The 20,484-nt window shown below is 72.9% G+C and carries 14 protein-coding genes; 6 read left to right on the top strand and 8 right to left on the bottom strand.

Annotated elements, in window-relative coordinates; genetic code table 11:
• Nucleotides 1-3: 3 nt before the first annotated feature.
• A complete protein-coding gene (locus ACFYZL_RS24415) occupies nt 4-630 on the bottom strand; it encodes a hypothetical protein (RefSeq protein WP_384746413.1) in 627 nt (208 codons plus the stop codon).
• 118 nt (nt 631-748) lie between these two features.
• A complete protein-coding gene (locus ACFYZL_RS24410; RefSeq protein WP_388681619.1) occupies nt 749-2,839 on the bottom strand; it encodes an N-6 DNA methylase in 2,091 nt (696 codons plus the stop codon).
• A 162-nt stretch (nt 2,840-3,001) separates the two neighbouring features.
• On the opposite strand from ACFYZL_RS24410, the gene ACFYZL_RS24405 reads away from it, so the two are divergent.
• Together ACFYZL_RS24405 and ACFYZL_RS24400 are read left to right on the top strand one after the other, a co-directional pair.
• On the top strand, nt 3,002-3,697 hold the full coding sequence (locus tag ACFYZL_RS24405; RefSeq protein ID WP_388681616.1) for a hypothetical protein: 696 nt from the start codon (nt 3,002-3,004) through the stop codon (nt 3,695-3,697).
• A gap of 223 nt (nt 3,698-3,920) precedes the next feature.
• Nucleotides 3,921-4,652, top strand: a complete 732-nt coding sequence (locus ACFYZL_RS24400; protein WP_384746410.1) for a hypothetical protein — start codon at nt 3,921-3,923, stop codon at nt 4,650-4,652.
• 60 nt (nt 4,653-4,712) lie between these two features.
• Here the strand turns inward: ACFYZL_RS24400 and mfd are convergent, their stop codons facing one another.
• The gene (mfd, locus tag ACFYZL_RS24395) at nt 4,713-8,267 is read right to left on the bottom strand and encodes a transcription-repair coupling factor (protein WP_384746409.1); all 3,555 of its coding nucleotides are present in this window, start codon (nt 8,265-8,267) and stop codon (nt 4,713-4,715) included.
• 260 nt (nt 8,268-8,527) lie between these two features.
• Between mfd and ACFYZL_RS24390 the strand changes: the two genes are divergently transcribed.
• Nucleotides 8,528-9,934 (top strand): DUF2079 domain-containing protein, encoded by a 1,407-nt coding sequence (locus tag ACFYZL_RS24390; protein ID WP_388681612.1) that lies wholly within the window; start codon nt 8,528-8,530, stop codon nt 9,932-9,934.
• A gap of 94 nt (nt 9,935-10,028) precedes the next feature.
• Here ACFYZL_RS24390 and ACFYZL_RS24385 read toward each other — a convergent pair whose 3' ends face one another.
• Both ACFYZL_RS24385 and ACFYZL_RS24380 read right to left on the bottom strand, forming a co-directional pair.
• On the bottom strand, nt 10,029-12,569 hold the full coding sequence (locus ACFYZL_RS24385; RefSeq protein WP_384746432.1) for an ABC transporter permease: 2,541 nt from the start codon (nt 12,567-12,569) through the stop codon (nt 10,029-10,031).
• 53 nt (nt 12,570-12,622) lie between these two features.
• Nucleotides 12,623-13,399, bottom strand: a complete 777-nt coding sequence (locus ACFYZL_RS24380) for an ABC transporter ATP-binding protein (protein ID WP_384746407.1) — start codon at nt 13,397-13,399, stop codon at nt 12,623-12,625.
• A gap of 374 nt (nt 13,400-13,773) precedes the next feature.
• On the opposite strand from ACFYZL_RS24380, the gene ACFYZL_RS24375 reads away from it, so the two are divergent.
• The gene (locus ACFYZL_RS24375) at nt 13,774-15,318 is read left to right on the top strand and encodes an MFS transporter (RefSeq protein WP_384746406.1); all 1,545 of its coding nucleotides are present in this window, start codon (nt 13,774-13,776) and stop codon (nt 15,316-15,318) included.
• Nucleotides 15,319-15,410: 92 nt separating this feature from the next.
• On the top strand, nt 15,411-16,226 hold the full coding sequence (locus ACFYZL_RS24370) for a hypothetical protein (protein WP_384746405.1): 816 nt from the start codon (nt 15,411-15,413) through the stop codon (nt 16,224-16,226).
• A 170-nt stretch (nt 16,227-16,396) separates the two neighbouring features.
• On the opposite strand, the gene ACFYZL_RS24365 is transcribed toward ACFYZL_RS24370, so the two are convergent.
• On the bottom strand, nt 16,397-16,957 hold the full coding sequence (locus tag ACFYZL_RS24365) for a CGNR zinc finger domain-containing protein (protein WP_384746404.1): 561 nt from the start codon (nt 16,955-16,957) through the stop codon (nt 16,397-16,399).
• Between the two features lie 81 nt (nt 16,958-17,038).
• Here ACFYZL_RS24365 and ACFYZL_RS24360 point away from each other — a divergent pair, with 81 nt between their 5' ends.
• A complete protein-coding gene (locus ACFYZL_RS24360) occupies nt 17,039-17,908 on the top strand; it encodes an alpha/beta fold hydrolase (RefSeq protein WP_388681607.1) in 870 nt (289 codons plus the stop codon).
• Nucleotides 17,909-18,307: 399 nt separating this feature from the next.
• Here ACFYZL_RS24360 and ACFYZL_RS24355 read toward each other — a convergent pair whose 3' ends face one another.
• On the bottom strand, nt 18,308-19,198 hold the full coding sequence (locus tag ACFYZL_RS24355; RefSeq protein ID WP_388681604.1) for a cellulose-binding protein: 891 nt from the start codon (nt 19,196-19,198) through the stop codon (nt 18,308-18,310).
• Between the two features lie 132 nt (nt 19,199-19,330).
• Nucleotides 19,331-20,484, bottom strand: a 1,154-nt coding sequence (locus tag ACFYZL_RS24350) for an SUKH-4 family immunity protein (protein ID WP_388681601.1), incomplete at its 5' end; no start/stop codon positions are given.

The following is a 20,484-nucleotide window of genomic DNA, read 5'->3' as shown; positions in this document are numbered from 1 at the left end:
CGGTCACTGGTGCGGGTCCTGGAAGGAGGTCGGGCCCTGGTTCGGGGGCTGGTTCGGGGGCTGGTTCGGGTCCTGCCTGCGCAGCAGCTCGCTGAGCTCGTCGAGTTCGGCGCGCACCTGGCCGATGCGCGGCACCGCGGGCGCCTGCGGGGGCACTCCGGGCACCTGCAGTTGGCCGGGGACGGGCGTGGGCGCCTGGGGCGGGTAGCCGTAGCCCGGCTGCTGGGGGTAGGTGACGGTGGGCGCCTGCTGCCCGTACCAGGCCTGGGCCGGGGTGTTGCCGGCCGCCGAGTAGTGCCGGATGTCCTCGTAGAGGAAGTAGGCGATGACGGCGATCGCGGTGGTCAGCGAGGTGATCATCGCGATGTTGGTGTTCGGTCCGGTCTCGCCGTCGGGCGAGTTGTCCGAGCCGACGAACGCGATGCACACGACGTTGATCACGACCGTGCCGACGAAGAGGATCCAGTTTCGCCGCGCCCGCGTGATGATGGCGATCTTCAGCATGGCGGCCCATGACAGGAACCCGCAGCTGAGCAGGGTGAGCGCGACGAAGAGCACGCGCAGCGAGACCTGCAGCCCGTTGCCTGACTGGTGACCGGGCTGCGGCGGCGGGAGGCCGGGGCCGTGCATCGTTGCTCCTGACGGGCCGTGCGGAAAGGTTGCGGGTCTGAGCGTATAAGCCTTTCCGGCCATCGGTGAGGGGGTGTGCGCAACCGTTGCACGCCTGCTGCACACCCCGCACGCGGCTTTACCGGTCCGGCGCGACCGTGCCGTCCGACAGGCCGTCGTAGAGGCCCTGTACGAGCTGTTCCCCGAGCCGCCCGGCCAGCCGCAGCGCGTCCTCGAACTCGGCGAGCGCCCGGAACCGGGCCCCGTAGCCGCGCTGTTCGGCCAGCGGTTGCCGGGGCAGCCGCAGCCGGCGCACGTCGAGCCGGGTGGCGGTGGAGGCGTGGCTGCTGGCGCGGCGGGTGCCGGCGGTGCCGCGCAGGAATCCGGCCAGGAACCAGGGGTCGAGGGCGGCCGGGTCGGGCCGCAGCAGGACCAGGCCCCGGCCGGGGACGGCGCCCGCGCCGTCCGCGTTGACGACGCGGGCGACGGAGGCGGCGCCGACGACGGGGACCAGGACATCGCCGGGGGCGGTGAGCAGGGGGGCCTCGGGGCCCGCCGCCAGGGTGCCGGAGGGGCCCGTGCCCGCGTAGACGTCCTGTTCGGTGAGGACGGGGGCGGTGCCGCTTCCGGAGCCCGTGCCGGTGTGGAGCTCCAGGGCTCCGGCGCGGGCCAGTTCACCGATGGTGGTCAGCGGCGGCCTGGCCGCGGCCCGGGCGGGCGGGGCGGCCGGCGGCGGGGTGAGCCGGGCCGCCCGTCCGAGGGTCTCGGCGAGCCGGTCGCGTACGGCGGTCAGCTCGGCGGGGCCGCCGCCCGCGGCGGGCGGCGGCAGGTGGCGGGCGGGGGTCAGGTCCACGTCGTCGTCGAGCAGTTCGACGACGGGTACGACGCGGGTGGCGCCCGGCACTTCCTCCACCGTGCCGGAGGCGTCGTAGGCGGCCCAGGCGGCCTCCACCGCGCCGTCGCCGGCGGCCGCGGCGGCCGCGGTGTCGACGAGCAGCAGTCCGGTCGGGGGCGTCGCGTAGGGGGCGGGCCTGCGCAGCACCCACAGGTGCAGGGGGATCCCGTACGGCGGCGCCGCGCCGGCCGGGAGGGCGACGACGGCGCGCAGTGCGCCGCGGCGCAGCAGGTCGGCGCGGATGCGGCGGCCGGAGCGGCGGGCGGCGACGGCGGGCGGCATGAGCAGGACGGCGGTGCCGCCCTCGCGCAGGTGGGCCAGGCAGTGCTGGACCCAGGCGAGTTCGGATTCGGTGCGGGCCGGGAAGCCGTACTCCCAGCGGGGGTCGTAGGCGAGTTCCTCGTGGCCCCAGTTGCGTTCGTTGAACGGGGGGTGGCAGAGCACGGCGTCCACGGCGGCGCCCGCGAAGGCGTCGGCCCGCAGGCTGTCGGCGGCGGCCGCGCGGACCGGGGCGGGCCCTGACAGGGCCAGGCGCAGCGCGGTGAGGGCGGCGAGTTCGGGCGAGGAGTCCTGCGCGTACAGGGTGGTCGCGCCGGGGAGCGCCCGCAGCAGGGTGCCGGTGCCGCAGGCGGGGTCGAGCACGGTGCGGGGGCCCGGCCCGATCCGGTCGGCGGGTGCGACGAGGGCGGCCATGAGCGAGGCGAGGCCGTCCGGGGTGAGCGTGTACTGGCGGGGGTTGGCGTCGAGGTGGCGGCCCAGGAGGAACTCGAAGGCCTGGTGGGCGCCGAGTTCGGCGGAGAGTTCGGCGGCGGCCCGCAGCAGCGGCACGGTGGCGGGGGGCAGCGACACCTCGGTGAGGGCGTGGCCGGGTCCGAGGCGGGCGCGGAGCACCTCGTCGAGGACGGGCCGCAGTCGCTCGGCCGCCTGCTCGTCGGAGCCGGCGGTGAGCCCCGGCCACTCGGCGGGGCGTTCCCGTACGACGAGCAGCGCACCACCGGCCTTGACGAGTGCGGCGACCGCCCCGCCGGGGTGGGCGGCGATCTGCTGCCAGACGCGTTCGCGCAGCGGGACTTCGGCGAGCTTGCCCTGGGCGCGCAGCCACTGTTCGACCTCGGGGAGGGCGAAGGAGGGGCTGGTCTCGGTGCCGCCCACGGGTTTGGGGAAGTCGGCGTGGCGGCGGCGCCAGTTGCTGACGGCGGCGCGGCCGACTCCGGCCAGGCGCGCGACCTCGGCCGCGGTGACTTCCGCGGGGGCGGTCACGGCGGGGGCCGGAGTGGGGGCTTGGGGGGTCTGGGGTGCGTGGGGGGCGTGGGGGGCGCCGATCTCCTCGGACATGCGGCGGAGCATACCCGTCCACACGCAAGAGATTCATTCACAGCGTGAACTCAACTTCTTCGCTGAATCCTGTTGACTCGGTTCACAGGCATCTGATGTGATCACTCCGTCGAACAGAGAACGCTCAGTAGCCGGAATACGCCGGAGAGGCAGGAGCCACCCATGTCCCACACCTCGCGCAAGAGCCTGATCACTCGCCACAAGGTCCTCACCGGCGGCGGCGCGGTCCTCGCGCTCATGACGCTCGGCGCCTGCACCGGCACGGACACCGCGGGCAAGGACGACGCGGCGAAGAAGCCGGCGGCCTCGGCCCCGGCCTCGGCGGCGGCGGGCGGCGACTCCACGCAGAAGAAGGCCGCCCTCAAGGGCAGCGGCACGTTCGAAGTGGGCAAGGACGTCCAGCCGGGCACCTACCGCACCACGGGCAACGGCACCGCGGGGTGCTACTGGGAGCGGGCCAAGGACTCCTCCGGCGAGGCCGACTCGATCATCTCCAACGACAACGTGACCGGCACGAGCTACGTGACCATCGCGGACACCGACAAGATCTTCAAGAGCAACGACTGCAAGTCCTGGGAGGCCGTGGACCCCAAGGCCGCGGGCGGCTCCCCGAAGACCGAGTTCTCCGGCAAGGCCGGGATGCTCAAGGTCGGCACCGACATCGCGCCGGGCACCTACAAGTCCGCCGGCCCCGCCGAGGAAGGCGGGGGCTGCTACTGGGAGCGCACCAAGAACGCCGCCCACGACCTCGACTCGATCATCGCGAACGAGAACCCCACCGGGCCCGCGATCGTGACGATCGGAGCCGACGACGCCTACTTCAAGACCAACGACTGCGGGGACTGGAAGAAGTCCTGACCCGCTCCGCCCGAGTCCGGCCGGCCCCCACCCGGCATCGGCGCGGCCCCCACCCGGCCTCGAAGCGGCCCCCGTCGGCCTCGCCGCGGCCCCCGTCCGCCCCCCACCGGCCCGGCCCGTCGCCGGCCGCCGAAACAGCTAACCGGACCCCCGGGTTCCGGTTGGTTTTCCCTCCCCCTTAGCCTTCCCCCCGCCCGCCTTCCCTGCCCGAGAGAGTCCCCCCATGCGCACCGTTCTCCGTCCCCTCACCACCACCGCCGCCCTCGCCTGCGTCGCCGGCCTCGCCCTCACCGGCTGCTCCCTGCTCAAGCAGGCCGATTCCGGCCCGTTCCCCGGCCTGACCGGGTCCCAGGTCGCCAACAACTCCGTGACCGCCCTGAAGGGCACGAACTCGCTCACCGTCAGCGGAAACGTCTGGGACGCGGGCAAGAAGATGCAGCTGAACATGGCCGTCAGCAAGGGCGGCGACTGCAGGGGCACGATCTCCAGCCAGGACGGTTCGTTCGAGCTGATACGCAACGCCCAGTCCGTGTTCATCAAGGCCGACGAGCCCTTCTACCGGGCCCAGATGAAGGACCTGCCCAAGGAGCAGGCCGACGCGGCGGTCAAGCAGCTGGCGGGGCACTGGCTGAAGTCGAAGGCCACGGACGAGGACTCCAAGGACCTGGCCGCCCTCTGCGACCTGAACCAGCTGCTCAAGGAGTTCGACAAGAGCGAGGGCGCCGAAAAGGGCAAGGTGACCACGGAGGGCGGCCAGGAGGCCCTGACCCTCACCACGAAGACCACCGACGGCACCGAGACCCTGCTGGTGGCCACCAAGGGCGAGCCGTACCTGCTCAAGGCCAGCAACACCGGCAAGGAGCCCTCGGACGTCTCCTTCAGCGGGTTCAACGAGCCGGTGAAGGCCGACGCCCCGACCGGCAAGGACGTCATCGACGCCGACAAGCTGGGCTGACGGCACCCCGCACCGGGTGCGCGTGGGGGCCGGGCCCGTCGGGCCCGGCCCCCACGGCCGTCACGAGCCGAGGATGGTGGTGAGGAACTCCCCCGTCCAGGCCAGCAGTTCCCGGCCGACCAACGGCTTCCCGCCGATCTTCCCCGTCTTCGGACGCGGGACCAGCACCTGCGAGGTGGCGGGCTTCAACAGCGACCCGGGGTAGATCCGCTTCAGTCGCAGCTCCTGCGACTCGCGCAGCTCCACCGGCCCGAAGCGGATGTTGGGGCCCTGGAGGGTGATGTCGCCGACCCCGCACGCCCGGGCCAGCATCCGCAGCCCGGCCACCAGCAGCAGGTTCTCCACCGGCTCCGGCAGCTTGCCGTAGCGGTCCGTGAGTTCCTCGCGCACCGCCTTGATGTCCGCCTCGGAGTTCGCGGCGGCGATGGACCGGTACGCCTGCAGGCGCAGCCGCTCGCCGGGCGCGTAGTCGTGCGGGACGTGCGCGTCGACCGGCAGCTCGATCTTCACCTCGAGCGGCGGCTCCTCCTCCACCCCGCCCTCGACGGCAGCCCGGTAGTCGGCCACGGCCTCGCCGACCATGCGGATGTACAGGTCGAAACCGACGCCGGCGATGTGGCCGGACTGCTCGCCGCCGAGCAGGTTGCCCGCACCGCGGATCTCCAGGTCCTTCATGGCCACGTACATGCCGGCGCCCATCTCGGTGTGCTGGGCGATCGTCGCGAGCCGCTCGTGCGCGGTCTCCGTCAGCGGCTTCTCCGGCGGGTAGAGGAAGTACGCGTACCCGCGCTCGCGCCCGCGGCCCACACGGCCGCGCAGCTGGTGCAGCTGGGAGAGGCCGAAGTTGTCGCCGCGCTCCACGATCAGGGTGTTGGCGTTGGAGATGTCGATGCCCGACTCGACGATCGTCGTCGAGACGAGGACGTCGAACTTCTTCTCCCAGAAGTCCACCACGACCTGTTCCAGGGCCTGTTCGGACATCTGGCCGTGCGCCGTCGCGATCCGCGCCTCGGGCACGATCTCACGCAGCTTGGCCGCGGCCCGGTCGATGGACTCGACCCGGTTGTGGATGTAGAAGCACTGGCCCTCGCGCAGCAGTTCGCGCCGGATCGCCGCGCCGATCTGCTTCTCCTCGTACGGGCCCACGAAGGTGAGCACCGGGTGGCGCTCCTCCGGCGGGGTGGTGATCGTCGACATCTCGCGGATGCCGGTCACCGCCATCTCCAGGGTGCGCGGGATCGGCGTCGCGGACATCGTCAGCACGTCCACGTTGGCGCGCAGCTTCTTCAGCTGCTCCTTGTGCTCGACGCCGAACCGCTGCTCCTCGTCGACGATGACCAGGCCCAGGTCCTTGAACTTGGTCTCCTGCGAGAAGAGCCGGTGCGTGCCGATGACCACGTCCACCGAGCCCTCCTTCAGGCCCTCCATGGTGGCCTTGGACTCGGAGTCGCTCTGGAAGCGGGACAGCGCCTTCACGTTGACCGGGAACTGGCTGTAGCGCTCGGAGAAGGTCCCGAAGTGCTGCTGCACCAGCAGCGTGGTGGGGACGAGGACGGCGACCTGCTTGCCGTCCTGCACCGCCTTGAAGGCCGCCCGGACCGCGATCTCCGTCTTGCCGTAACCGACGTCGCCGCAGATCAGGCGGTCCATGGGGACCGACTTCTCCATGTCCTCCTTGACCTCGGCGATCGTGGTGAGCTGGTCGGGCGTCTCCGCGTACGGGAAGGCGTCCTCCAGCTCCCGCTGCCAGGGGGTGTCGGGGCCGAAGGTGTGGCCGGGCGCCGCCATGCGCGCGCTGTACAGCTTGATCAGGTCGGCGGCGATCTCCTTGACCGCCTTCTTCGCCCGCGCCTTGGTCTTGGTCCAGTCGGCGCCGCCGAGCCGGTGCAGGGTCGGGGCCTCGCCGCCGACGTACTTGGTGACCTGCTCCAGCTGGTCGGTGGGGATGTACAGCCGGTCGCCGGGCTGGCCGCGCTTGGCCGGCGCGTACTCGACGAGGAGGTACTCGCGGGTGGCGCCCTGCACGGTGCGCTGCACCATCTCGATGTAACGGCCGACGCCGTGCTGCTCGTGGACGATGTAGTCGCCGACCTCCAGGGTCAGCGGGTCGATCGACTTGCGGCGCCTGGTCGGCATCCGACCCAGGTCCTTGGTGGCGGTGCGCTGCCCGGTCAGGTCGGTCTCCGTCAGCACCGCGAGCTTCAGCGCCGGATCGACGAACCCGTTGTCGAGGGAGCCGCACGCCACGTGGACGATGCTCGGCTCCAGGGTGGCGAGGTCGGCCTCCAACCGGGCCGCGATGCCCTCGCCGCCGAGCACCTCGACCGTACGGGCGGCCGGGCCGTGGCCCTCGGTGAGGTACACGGTGTGCCAGCCGTCGGCGATCCAGCCCTTGGTGTCGGCCAGCGCGCGGGCCGTGTCACCGCGGTACGCCTCCGGGGCCTGCATGCCCAGCTTCAACACCGTCGGCTCGCCGACTGATGTCACCGTGCCGCCGACCGCCTCGTCCGCGGCGAAGGGGGACACCGACCACCACATCATGCCCAGCTCGCGCGCGTGGTCCCGGACGTCGGCGATCCCGCGCAGCGAGGCCGCGCCGACGTCGATGGGGGCCTCGCCGCCGCCGGCGGTGGCGGCCCAGGACGCCATCAGGAACTCCTGGCTCGTCGCCACCAGGTCCGCAGCCCGGGTCCGTACCCGCTCGGGGTCGCACACCACGGCCATCGCCCCGGCCGGCAGCACGTCGATCAGCAGCTCCATGTCGTCGACCAGGACCGGGGCGAGGGACTCCATGCCCTCGACCGCGATCCCCTCGGCGATCTTGTTCAGCAGTTCCCCGAGCTCGGGGTGCTGCTCGGCGAGGGCCGCGGCCCGCTCCCGCACCTCGTCCGTCAGCAACAGCTCACGGCAGGGCGGGGCCCACAGCCCGTGCTCGGCGATCTCCAGGGAACGCTGGTCGGCGACCTTGAAGTAGCGGATCTCCTCGACCTCGTCGCCCCAGAACTCGATGCGCAGCGGGTGTTCCTCGGTGGGCGGGAACACGTCGAGGATGCCGCCGCGCACGGCGAACTCCCCGCGCTTCTCGACGAGCTCGACACGGGCGTACGCGGCGGCGGCCAGCGCCTCGGTCACCTCGCCGAGGTCGGCGCTCTGCCCCTGCCGCAGCCCCACGGGCACCAGGTCCCCGAGCCCCTTGACCTGCGGCTGGAGCACGGACCGGATCGGCGCGACGACGACGGAGACGGGCCCCGCGGCCGGGTCGTCCTTGCTCGGGTGCGCGAGCCGGCGCAGCACGGCGATCCGGCGGCCGACGGTGTCGCTGCGCGGGCTGAGCCGCTCGTGCGGGAGGGTCTCCCACGACGGGTAGTCCACCACCTCGTCGGGCGGGAGCAGCGACCGCAGCGCCGCGGCCAGGTCCTCGGCCTCGCGCCCGGTGGCGGTGACCGCGAGGACGGTCCGCTCGGTGCGCCGGGCCAGCGCGGCGATCACGAACGGCCGGGCGGCGCCGGGACCGACGACGTCGACGTGCATACGGTTGCCGTCCCCGGCCGCGGTGACCGCCTCGGCGAGCGCGGGATCCCGGGTGACGGCGTCGAGCAGTCCGTGCAGGCTCATGAAACGGCTTCCATCCGGTGAGGGGGCAACGCGAAGGACCCGACACGTCACACGGGCCGGGGGTTCCCACCCTACGACGCACCCGGGTGCCGCGCGCGAGGGATTCCGGTCCCCCGTGGGGGTGACGGATCCGACGCGGACCCGCACGCCGGGAACACCGGGATGGCGCGGTCCCGCTCTACGATGTCGACGTACTGACCGTCTGAGCTCGCCGCGTCGCTGTCGCCGGAGAGACACGACCGGCCGAGGGGCACGACTCCGTGACGAGTGACGCCATAGCACGCCCGACACCGGTGACACCGGCCACCGCGAAGCCGGGCCGGACCCGGTGGCCGGGGCCCTGGGTGGTGGCCGGCGGGCTGTTCCTCGTCTACCTCGTGCTCTCCATCGGACGGTTCCGGCGGATGGAGTGGGCCTCCTGGGACCTGGGGATCTTCGAGCAGGCCATCCGCGCCTACGCCCACTTCCGCACGCCCGTCGCCGATCTGAAGGGCCCCGGGGCCAACATCCTCGGCGACCACTTCAGCCCGATCATCGCGGCCGTGGCGCCCGTGTACCGGGTCTTCCCCGGCCCCGTCACCCTGCTGGTCGTGCAGGCCGCCCTGTTCGCGCTGTCCGCCGTGCCCGTCACCCGCGCCGCCGGCCGGCTGGTCGGGCGGCCGCGCGGGATCGCCGTCGGGGTCGCGTACGGGCTGTTCTGGGGGATCCAGCGCGCCGTGGAGTTCGACTTCCACGAGATCGCCTTCGCCGTGCCGCTGATCGCCTTCGCCCTGGAGGCGCTGCTCGCCGGCCGGTGGCGGGCCGCGCTGCTGTGGGGGCTGCCGCTGGTCCTCGTCAAGGAGGACCTGGGCTTCACCCTCGCCGCCCTCGCCGTCGTCGTGGCCTGGCGGGCCCGGCACACCGACCGGCGGGCCGTGTGGACCGCGCTCGGTGTCGCCGCCGCAGCCGCCGTCTTCGCCGTCCTCGTCTTCACCGTCTTCATACCGGCCTTCGCGACCGCGGGCTACGGCTACTGGGACAAGATCCACGGCGCGGGCCCCCTCGACGGCCTCGGCACCAAGCTCACCACCCTGACCTGGGTGCTGCTGCCCACCTCCGGGCTGCTCGCGCTGCGCTCCCCGCTGCTGCTGGTCGCCGCGCCCACGCTCGGCTGGCGGTTCCTGTCCGGGGACGACCACTACTGGTCCACGGACTGGCACTACAGCGCCGTCCTGATGCCCGTCGTCGCCCTCGCCCTCGTCGACGCCATCGACGCCCTGCGGCGCAGCGAGCGGCCGTGGCTGCGCTCGTACGCCCTGCACATGCCCATCGCCGTGCTCGCCGCGTCCCTCGCGCTGGCCGCGACCTCGATGCCGACCGCCAAGCTCGTCGAGGCGAAGACGTACGAGAAGCCCGCGCGCGTGACGGCGATCGAGAACCTCCTGTCCCGGATCCCCGACGGGGCGACCGTGGAGGCCGACACCGGGCCGCTGACCCGGCTGACCTCCCGCTGCCGGGTGCTGTGGATCGGCGGGAGCAAGGGCGTGGTCCCCGAGTGGATCGCCATCGACAACGGCTCCAAGTGGGCGGGCCAGGACCCGACCGCGTACGCCGGCCGGCTGCACCCGGGCGAACGCTACGACCTCGTCGGCGAGGCCGAGGGCGTCGTCCTGATGCGACGCGTCTGACGAACGTACGGCGCACGCACGGCGCCGGCCCGGGACCTCCCCCGTGGGGTCCCGGACCGGCGCCTTTCCTCCCCGTACGAGCGGGGCGGGGGTGCTACTCGCTCGCGATCGCGTTCAGGACGTTCATCCGCCCCGCCCGGAAGGCCGGGACCAGCGCGGCCAGCAGACCCACCAGCGCCGATCCGGCGAACACCCCGAGGATCGTCGGCCACGGGATCTCCAGCACCTTCAGGCCCTGGAGCGCGAGCAGCTGGTGCGCGCTCGCCCCCCAGCCCATGCCCAGCCCGAGGCCGAGCAGCGCGCCGAAGAGGGCGATGACCACCGACTCCAGACGGATCATGCGGCGCAGCTGGCGGCGGGAGAGGCCGATGGCGCGCATCAGGCCGATCTCCCGGGTCCGCTCGACCACCGACAGGGCCAGGGTGTTCACCACGCCCAGGACCGCGACGATGATGGCGAGGCCGAGGAGCCCGTAGACCATGTTCAGCAGCTGACCGACCTGGTCCTGGATGGCCTTCTTGTAGTCGGTCTGGTCGCGCACCGTGTACTGCGGGTACTCCGCCACCGCCGCCTTGACCGCGGCGTACGATTCGGCCTTCTTCCCGTCCTTCGCGCCGGCCAGCAGCATGAAGGGGCGCGGCAGCCGGTCGGCCGGGACGTTCGCCTCGGCGACCGCGGTGCTGACGTACTTGATGTTCTTGTCGATGTTGCCCCCGTCGAGGGTGATCGCGGCGACCTTCAGCTTGACGGTGCTGCCGCCGGTGAAGGCGACCGTCAGCTGGTCACCCAGCTTGATGCCGTGCTTGGTCGCGTACTCCGAACCCACCGACATGGAGTCCTTGCCGTACGCGGCCGCGTGCTCGCCGGCGACCATCTTGCGCCGTACGTCCTTGACGTACGAGGGGTCGTTGGCGCCCAGGACGTCCTCCTCGGTGCTGCCGTCGGGCGCGGTGATCTTGGCCGGCACCTCCCGGTACGCGGAGACGTGGTCGAGGCCCGCCACGGCACGCACCGCCTGCTCGGCCTGCGGCATGAGCGGCTGACCGGTCTGGGAGTTGACGATGTAGTCCGCGCCGACCGTCTTGTCGAGCTCGTCGGTGGCCGAGGCCACCATCGAGGAGCCGACCACCGACAGGCAGGCGACCAGCGCCAGGCCGATCATCAGCGCGGCGGCGGTGGCGCCGGTGCGGCGCGGGTTGCGCAGGGCGTTGCGTTCGGCGAGCCGGCCGATCGAACCGAAGGGCCGCAGCACCGCGCCGGACAGCACGCGGACCACGCCCGCGGCGAGCAGCGGGCCGATCACGATGAAGCCGATGAGGGTGAAGACGACGCCCAGGCCGAGCCAGGCCGATCCGGCCTTGGCGTCGTCGGCGGCCGCGGCGAGGAAGAGCCCGGTGCCGCCGATGGCGCTGAGGACCAGGCCGAGGACGGCGCGGCGCACGCCGGCCTTCCTGTCGCCGGGGGTGCCGGACTCGCGCAGGGCCGCCATCGGGGAGACCTTGCCGGCCCGGCGAGCCGGGACGAAGGCGGAGACGACGGTGACGACGACGCCGAGGAAGACTCCGATGACCGGGGTGGTCCAGGCGACCGTGAGGTCGTCCGTGGACAGGTGCATGCCCATCCGGCCCATGAGCTTCATCAGGCCGACGGCCAGACCGACGCCCGCGCCGACCCCGAGGACCGATCCGACCACGCCGAGCAGGAAGGCCTCGACGACCACGGACCTCAGGACCTGCCCGCTGTCCGCGCCGATGGCGCGCATCAGGCCGATCTCGCGGGTGCGCTGGGCAACCAGCATCGAGAAGGTGTTGAAGATCAGGAAGATGCCGACGAGGAAGGCGATCCCGGCGAACCCGAGCATCACGTACTTCATGACGTCGAGGAAGGAACCGACGTCCTTGCGGCCCTGGTCGGCGGATTCCTTGGCGGTCTGCAGCTTGTACGTGTCGGCGCCGACGGCGGCCGCGATGTTCGTCTTGAGCTGCTCGTCGCTGACGCCGTCCTTGGCGGTCACGTTGACGTTGGTGAACAGGCCGGGGGTACCGAGCAGTTCACGCTGGGCGGTGGCCGTGTCGAAGTAGACGACGGTCGCGCCCGGGTTGGTCACCTTGAAGGTGGCGATACCGGAGATCGTGGCACGGAAGTCGCCGGTGAAGGCGATGGTGCGCAGTTCGTCCCCGAGCTTCAGGCCGTGCTTCTTCGCCGTGTCCGCGTCGACCATCACGTCGGTGGGGCCGCGCGGCTCGTGGCCGGAGCTGACCTTCATCGACTTGAGTTCGTTGTCGTTCCAGCTCGCGGCGATCGTCGGGGCGCCGGAGGTGGGGCCGACGTTCTTGTTCCCGGCGGCCACGACCGTCACCGACAGGGAGACGACGCTGCCCTGGGCCGACTCGACGCCCTGGATCGCGGCGACCTTCTGCACGGCGTCGGCGGGGATGGTCGCCGGCCGGGCGTTGGCGGGGTTCTCGTTGCCCTCGTCGGCCCCGTCGGCCCCGGCGCGCTTGCCCGAGACGGTGACGTCGGCTCCGGTGGTCGCGAAGAGCTTCGCGAAGGTGGCGTTCATCGTGTCGGTGAACACCAGGGTTCCGCATACGAAGGCGACGGAGAGCAGGACGGCGACGGCCGAGAGCGCCATCCGCCCCTTGTGCGCGACGAAGTTGCGCCGCGAGGTCTTCAGGACGGTGTTGCTCACGAGGTCCGCCCGCGCGCGTCGAAGTCCTTCATGCGGTCGAGGACCTGGTCGGCCGTCGGCCCGTACATCTCGTCGACGATGCGGCCGTCGGCGAGGAAGACGACGCGGTCCGCGTAGGAGGCGGCGACCGGGTCGTGGGTGACCATGACGATGGTCTGGCCGAGCTCGTCGACCGAACGGCGCAGGAAGCCCAGCACCTCGGCGCCCGCCCGGGAGTCCAGGTTTCCGGTGGGCTCGTCGCCGAAGATGATCTGCGGGCGGGCCGCGAGGGCACGGGCCACGGCCACGCGCTGCTGCTGGCCGCCGGAGAGCTCGGTCGGGCGGTGGGAGAGGCGTCCGGCGAGACCGACGGTCTCCACGACCCGGTTCAGCCACTGCGCGTCCGGCTTGCGGCCCGCGATGTCCATGGGGAGCGTGATGTTCTCCAGGGCGTTGAGCGTGGGCAGCAGGTTGAAGGCCTGGAAGATGAAGCCGATCCGGTCACGGCGCAGCTGCGTGAGCTTCTTGTCCTTCAGCCCGGTGACCTCGGTGTCGTCCAGGAAGATCCGACCGCTGGTCACCGTGTCGAGACCGGCGAGGCAGTGCATCAGCGTGGACTTGCCGGAGCCGGACGGGCCCATGATCGCGGTGAACTGACCGCGCATGATGTCCACGTCCACGTCGTCGAGGGCGACCACCCGCGTCTCCCCGGAGCCGTAGGCCTTGACGACCTTCCGCGCCCGGGCCGCGACGGCTTCATGCCCTCCAGTACCCCCGTGCCTGGTTTCGGTCATAGCCGTTGTCACGGTCTTTCTCCTTCTGCGGTCTGCGGTCTGCGTGTGGTGCGCGGCGTGTGTGGTCCTGCGGCCTGCGGGCTGCGCCGGCGTCGTCCTGAAGTCTCCGGCGGGAGGGGTGCCGGGCGCGCTGGTGCCCATCGCCGTATCCGCCCGGGGGTTAACCCCACCCCCGGCCCCGGCCCGTATGTTCCAGTTAAGGAGCCGTCGGGGTCCGATTCCTCCTCCGCCGGGACGAGCGGCCCCTGGCCCGTAATACGGAGGTCCCCTTAGGGGTCGTCCACCCTTCGGACGATGCCTCCTGGGGGATACCCCCGGACACCACGGCGGTGAGATGGTGTTCCCCGCATATACGTGTACGGGGAAGGGATCTTGTGGGCGCAAGGGAAGGCACGGCCGGCACGGCCGAGACCACGGGGACGGCGCCCGCCGGGCGACCGCCCCGGGCCGTCGTCGCCTCGCTCATGCTCGGGATGGCCCTGGTCGCCCTCGAAGGCACCGTCGTGGCCACCGCGGTCCCGCAGATCGTCGGCGACCTCGGCGGCTTCTCCGTCTTCTCCTGGCTCTTCTCCGGGTACCTGCTCGCCGTCACCGTCACGCTCCCCGTCTACGGGAAGCTCTCCGACACCCTCGGCCGCAAGCCCGTGCTCCTCTTCGGCATAGGCCTCTTCCTCGTCGGCTCCCTGCTCTCCGCCGCCGCCTGGAACATGGCCGCCCTCATCGCCTTCCGGATCGTCCAGGGCCTGGGCGGCGGCGCCCTCCAGGGCACCATCCAGACCCTGGCCGCCGACCTCTACCCGCTCGCCGAACGGCCCAGGATCCAGGCCCGCATGTCCACCGTGTGGGCCACCTCGGCCGTGGCCGGCCCCGCCATCGGCGGCCTGCTGGCCTCGTACGCGCACTGGCGCTGGATCTTCCTGGTCAACCTGCCGCTGGCCGCCCTCGCGCTGTGGATGATCTCCCGCCACCTCGTCGAACCCGTACGCTCCCCCGGCCGCCGCGGCCCGGTCGACTGGGCCGGCGCCCTCGGCGTCTTCGCCTGCGGCGGGGTGCTGCTCTTCGCGCTCGTCCAGGGCGGGGTCGCCTGGCCCTGGCTGTCCGCGCCCTCGCTCGGCCTCTTCGCCGCCGGCGCCCTCCTGGCCGCCGTGGTCGTCCGGGTGGAACGCCGGGCCGAGGAACCGATCCTGCCGGGCTGGGTCTGGCGCCGGCGCACCATCGCCGCCGTCAACCTGGCCATGGGCGCGCTCGGCCTGCTGATGGTCGCCCCGATGGTGTTCATGCCGACGTACGCCCAGTCCGTGCTCGGCCTCGGGCCCGTCGGCGCGGGCCTGGTCATGTCCGTGATGACCCTGAGCTGGCCCATCAGCGCCGCCCTCAGCCAGCACGTCTACCGGCGCATCGGCTTCCGCAACACCGCCGCCCTCGGCATCGCCCTGGCCGCCGCCATCCTCTTCTCCTTCACCCTGATGCCCTACCCGGCCCGGCCCTGGCAGCCCGCACTGATCATGCTGCTGCTCGGCGGGGCCCTCGGGCTCTTCCAGCTCCCGCTGATCGTCGGCGTCCAGTCCACCGTCGGCTGGGCCGAGCGCGGCACCACGACCGCCTCCGTACTGTTCTGCCGTCAGGTCGGACAGAGCGTCGGGGCGGCCCTGCTGGCGGCCGTCGCCAACGCCACCCTCGCCGCGCGGCTCGCGGACGCCCCCGTGCCGGGACTGCCCGACCACCTCGACGACGTGGCGAAGGCTCTGGAGCGGCCCGGACTCCTCCCGGGGGCCGCCGCCGCGTACCTGCGCCAGGCCGTGGCCGCGGCGGTGGAGCACATCTTCCTCGGCGCCACGGCCGCGGCCGTCGCGGCCCTGCTGATCCTGCTGCTGGTGGCCCCGCGCCGGTTCCCGGTCCTGCCCGACCAGGAGCGGTAGCGGCGCCGGCGGGAGCGGTAGGCGCGGGCTCACTTGTCATGACCCCGGCCATTCGGACACCCTGTGGCCAGGACCGCATCCGGGGGGACGACATGGCATCCGCACTCTTCGCACTGGCGTTGCTCGCCGCACTGACCGTGCCCGTCGGCCTGCGCCTGCGCCGCCACCCCGGTTTCGTCACCGGCCGCGACGGCCGCCTCTCCACCTCGACGGTCCTGGCCCTGGCCTGGACGATCATCCTCGTCTGGCTGCTGCTCGCGATCCTCGTCCACGGCCTCACCGCCGGCGGCGGAGTCTCGTACTTCCAGGGCGCCGACGGCCCGCTCTCCACGCTGACCAGCGTCTACCTGCCGCTGCTCGGCGGCCCGTACGCGGCCCTGATCGGCGCGAAGACGGTCGTCGGCATGCGGCTGGAGAACGGCACCATGGCCAAACCCGCCCCGAAGCCGACCGCTTCCGGCCGCAGGCCGCTGCGCGAGCTCGTCGCGAACGACAGCGGCCGCGTGGACCTCGTCGACCTCCAGTACGTCGCCCTCGGCGCGGTCACGATGGCGTACGTGGTCCTGTTCTTCCTCGCGGACGTCGACGGCGGACTCCCCCGGCTCCCCTCGGAGATCTGGGCCCTGACGGGCGCCCCGGCCGGCGCGTACCTGATCAACAAGATGGCCGTCCGCGGGAACCCGGTCATCACCGACGCCACCCTCACCGGCCCGACCCTCACCATCGAGGGCGGCGGGTTCACACCCGACCCCACGGTCACCGTGAACGACACCGCCACCCCGGCCACCTGCGACCCCGCGACGGGCCACCTGACGGCCACCCTCCCCGAGGGAACCAAACCCCCGCTCACCCTGGTGGTCACCACCAACCGCGGCCTGCGCAGCGACCCGTACCGCCTGGAGTCCTAGGGCCTGTCGTCAAACTCCCGTCTGCCCCGCGACGCCTGGCACGCGCTCTCGCCGCACCGGGCGAAAGCCCAAGTACGTCCAGTACGCGGGCTTCCGCCCGGCGCACCGAGAGCACGCACCAGACGCCGCGGGGCCGCCCTCCGGGCGACGACAGGATTTGACGACAGGCCCTAGGGGGTGCCCCCCTTGTGGCGGGCGTAATACCGGGCCACCCGGGCCCGGTTGCCGCACACCGACGCCACGCACCAGCGGCGGCGCGGGTGCGCCGGCAGGAACAGCAGCACGCACCCCTCCCCCTCGCACGCGCGCACCGACCCCACCCGGGGATCCGTCAGCAGGTCCGCGACCGCATCGGCCAACTCCGCCGCGAGCAGCCGGGCCGGGGAGGCCGTCCTGCGCGAGACCGCCGCCACCCCGCCCTCGGCCTCCCAGGCCAGCTCGCGGTGGGCCGGTGCCGCGGCCAGGGCCCCGTTCAGCACGCCCAGCGCATCCGCCGGCGGCCGCTCCCCGCTCCGCACCGCCCCGACCACCGCACGCGCGGCCTCCCGCACCCCGCACACGGCCGCCACCTCGGCCGCGCCCACCTCGGCGACCGGGGCCACCCGCCCCTCCTGCTCGGCCAGCCACGCCGCGAGACCCGCCGGATCCGCGATCAGATCGCCGACGGCGGTACGGGTGTTGAGGAGGTCCAGGGCGAGGGGCTCACCGATGAGCGGAAAGTCAGCAGTCACGCCACTAATGCTATCAACCCCCCTTGACCCATTAAGGATCATCGACAAGACTAATGGAACCGACACCACAGGAGGCATGTGATGAGCGCAGTCGCGGTCGAAGTCCGACACCACACGGTCGACGTCGACGGAGTCCGGGTCGCCTACCGCGAGAGCGGCCCCTCCGACGGCCCCGTCCTGCTGCTCCTGCACGGCTTCCCCACCTCCTCCCACCAGTTCGCCCGCCTGATGGACGCCCTCGGCGACACCCCCTGGCGCCTGATCGCCCCCGACCACCCCGGCTTCGGCCGCACCGAGACCCCGGACGACTTCACCTACACCTTCGACCGGCTCGCCGACACCCTCGAAGGGTTCACCGACGTCCTCGGCCTGGACCGCTACGCCCTCTACGTCTTCGACTTCGGCGCCCCCATCGGCCTGCGCCTCGCCACCCGCCGCCCGGACCGCGTCACCGGCCTGATCGTGCAGAACGGCAACGCGTACGAGGAGGGCATGTCCGACATGGCCCGCGAGTTCACGGCCCTGCGCCGGGACGTCCCCGGCAACGAGGAACAGGTCCGCGGCCTGTTCACCCTCGACGGCACCCGCTTCCAGTACGAGGCCGGCGTCGCCGACACCACCCTGATCTCCCCCGACAGCTGGACCCTCGACGCGCACTACCTCGGCCTGCCGGGACGCGCCGACGCACAGGCCGACCTGGCCTTCGACTACGCGTCGAACCTGCGGCGCTACCCGGAATGGCAGGCCTGGCTGCGGAGCTCCGGAGTACCGGTCCTGGTCGTGTGGGGCGCCGGCGACCCCTTCTTCACCCCGGCGGGCGCGAAGGCCTACCTCCGGGACGCGCCGAACGCCGCCGTCCACGTCTTCGACGGCGCGGGCCACTTCGCCCTCGAAACCCACCTGAACGTGATCGCGCCGCTGATCGCGACCTTCCTGGCCGCCCTCCCGTAAACCCGCCCCCGTCGGCGCGGCCGCCGCTGCCGGGGCTCCGCCCCGGACCCCGCTCCCCGAACGCCGGAGGTGCTGGGTGTGGTGCCCATCGGCGGGGCTCCGACCGTTGAGCCCGGTCCGCGGCGTCCCTCCGGGAGGACGTGGCCGAACCCCCGCCCGCTACCCAGGACCGAGCGGCCGGGGTGGGGACACGCCGGAGTGTCCCCGCAGGAGGAGCGCGCAACCGGGCTCGCCCGTCGAAGCCACGGCTCAGTGCGCGACGACGAGGAGACACTCCGGCGGGGCACCGCCCCACCCGACCGCCCCCGCCCAGGCAACACCACCCAGCCCCTCCGGCGCTTGAGGAGCGGGGTCCGGGGCAGAGCCCCGCGCGCACGGCCCGCGGCCGCGCGTCCAGGCTCAGCCCCCCGCAGGGGGCCCCGCCGGGGCCCGCCCCGTCAGCGCCGCCAGGCTCGCCCGGACGTGGTCCATGTGCGCCCGCATCTCCTCCTCCGCCTCCGCATGCTCCCGCAGGACCCGTTCCGTCTCGCGCCCCACCCGCTCCTCCTCCACCCGCGCCCCCGCCAACACCTCCGCGGCCAACGCCTCCGCGTCCTCCTGGCCGTGCCGCGCCGCCTCCTGCGCCTCCGCGAACCCCCGCCGGGCCCCCGCCAGAACGGACTCCGCCCGACGCTCCGCCTCAGCGTGCCGCACCTCCAACTCGACCTCCCGCGCCGCCAGCTCCCGCTCCGCCGCCTCCCACCGCTCCACCTGCTCCTGCTCCCGGTCCGCCAGCAGCGCCTCCGACCGCCGCCGCACCGCGTCCAGCCCCGCCGCCGCCTCCGACCGCCACCCCGCCGCGTCCTCCCGCGCCGCACCCCGCGCGTCGTCCGCCTCCCGCTGGGCCCGCAGCAACCCCTGACGGGCCCGTACCTCCGTCTGCTCCCGCACCGCCACCGCGTCCTGCCGCGCCAGCTCCGCCACCCGGTCCGCGTGCGCCTCGGCCGCACCCCGCGTCGCCGACGCGTCCGCCCGCGCGTCCGCCCGCAGCGTCTGCGCCTCCTCCTGCGCCAGCAGCAGGATCCGGCGGGCGCGCTCGCTCAGCTCGTCGTACGTCTGCGGCTGCGGCGCCAGCGCCGCCACCGCCTCCCGCAGCCGCTCCGCCTCCGCCTCCATCTGCTTGGCCAGGACGGTCAACCGCGCCACCCGCTCCCAGGCCTCGTCCCGGCTGCCCGACAGCCGGACGAGGTACCGGTCCACGTCCTCCACCCGGTAGCCACGGCCGCGCACGATCGCAATGGGTGCACTCATCCTGGAAGCGCCTCTCTCGCGGGGATTCCCGTCAAGGATGCGCCATTTGCTCCCGGAAGCCCGAATGGCCGGGCCGAAACCCCTTTCGAGGGGTCTCGACCCGGCCATGCGTCCACCGCGAACGGGCCTCCGCTACAACAGCCCGTCCCACATCTGCTCCAGCAACACCGACCACCAGCTCTCCGGCGAAGCCAGCGCCGCACTGTCGAGCCCCGCCAGGTTCGCCTGGAAATCGACCGTCCAACGACCCGCCTGCTCCGGCGTCAGATGCTGCCGCAGCCGCCACATGTGACCCAGCATCGCCAGCGACCGCACGAACTGCGGCAGGCTCGAATTCACGAACTGCGGCGGCACCGGCGCACCGCCCGGACCGCCCTCCACCGGCACCGCCACGATGTGCGCGGTCCCGTACTGCACGCACAGCGCCTTGCCGAAGTCACTGCCGACCACCAGGTACGAACCCGCGTCCGAAGCCGGCTGCACCTGACGCTGCGCCGCCAGCTCGGCCAGCGTCGGCACCGGCTGACCCGGCACCGCCTGCGCCCAGAAGAACGGCCCGAAATCGACCGGCAGACCCGACCACACCAGCGTCTGCGCCACGATCTCCGGCACACCCTGACGGGACACCGCCCGCTGGTCGAAGCGGAACACGCCCTGCGGACCGAACGCCCCCGCCAACTCCGCCGCGATCGCGTCCAGCGGGATCGCCGGCTGCAACGGAACCTGCGGCAGCGGCGCCCGCACCGGCGCCGGGCGCGCCGGACCGTCCGCCACCTGGTGGAGTTCGCCCTGATGGGTGAGCAGATGCCGCATGCCCTGCTGACGACCCGCATGGTCCTTGCCGTACGGAGCCACGCTGGTGATCCGCACCTGCGGCCACGTCTCCCGGATCATCCGGGCGCAGTAACCACCGGGCAGCTCACAGGACTCCAACTCCGTGTGCAGCTCCAGCACCTGCTGCGGCGGCACGTTCATGGCGCGCAGCTCGTGCAGGATCTGCCACTCCGGGTGCGGGGTACCGGGCGCCGAGCGACGGATGAGCTGCTGCTCGGAACCGTCGGGCGCGCGGTACCGGAGCACCGCCTGGTAGCCGGGCCCGACCGTGGGCGCGCCGGAGGGAGCCTGCGGCGGCATCTGGTGCGCCGGAGGGGCCTGGGGAGCCTGATGCCCCGCCACGGGTCCGCCCGGAGGCGGACCCGGAGGCGCCGGCGGCTGACCGGTGACCGCCGGACCCGCCAACATCGTCGCGGCATGGTCCAGCCCACCACCCAGCGAACCGCCACCGG

Source organism: Streptomyces sp. NPDC001717 (assembly GCF_042892775.1).
GTDB lineage: Bacteria > Actinomycetota > Actinomycetes > Streptomycetales > Streptomycetaceae > Streptomyces.
Note: the sequence above shows the minus strand (reverse complement) of the source record. Positions and strands in the feature narration are given on the sequence as shown.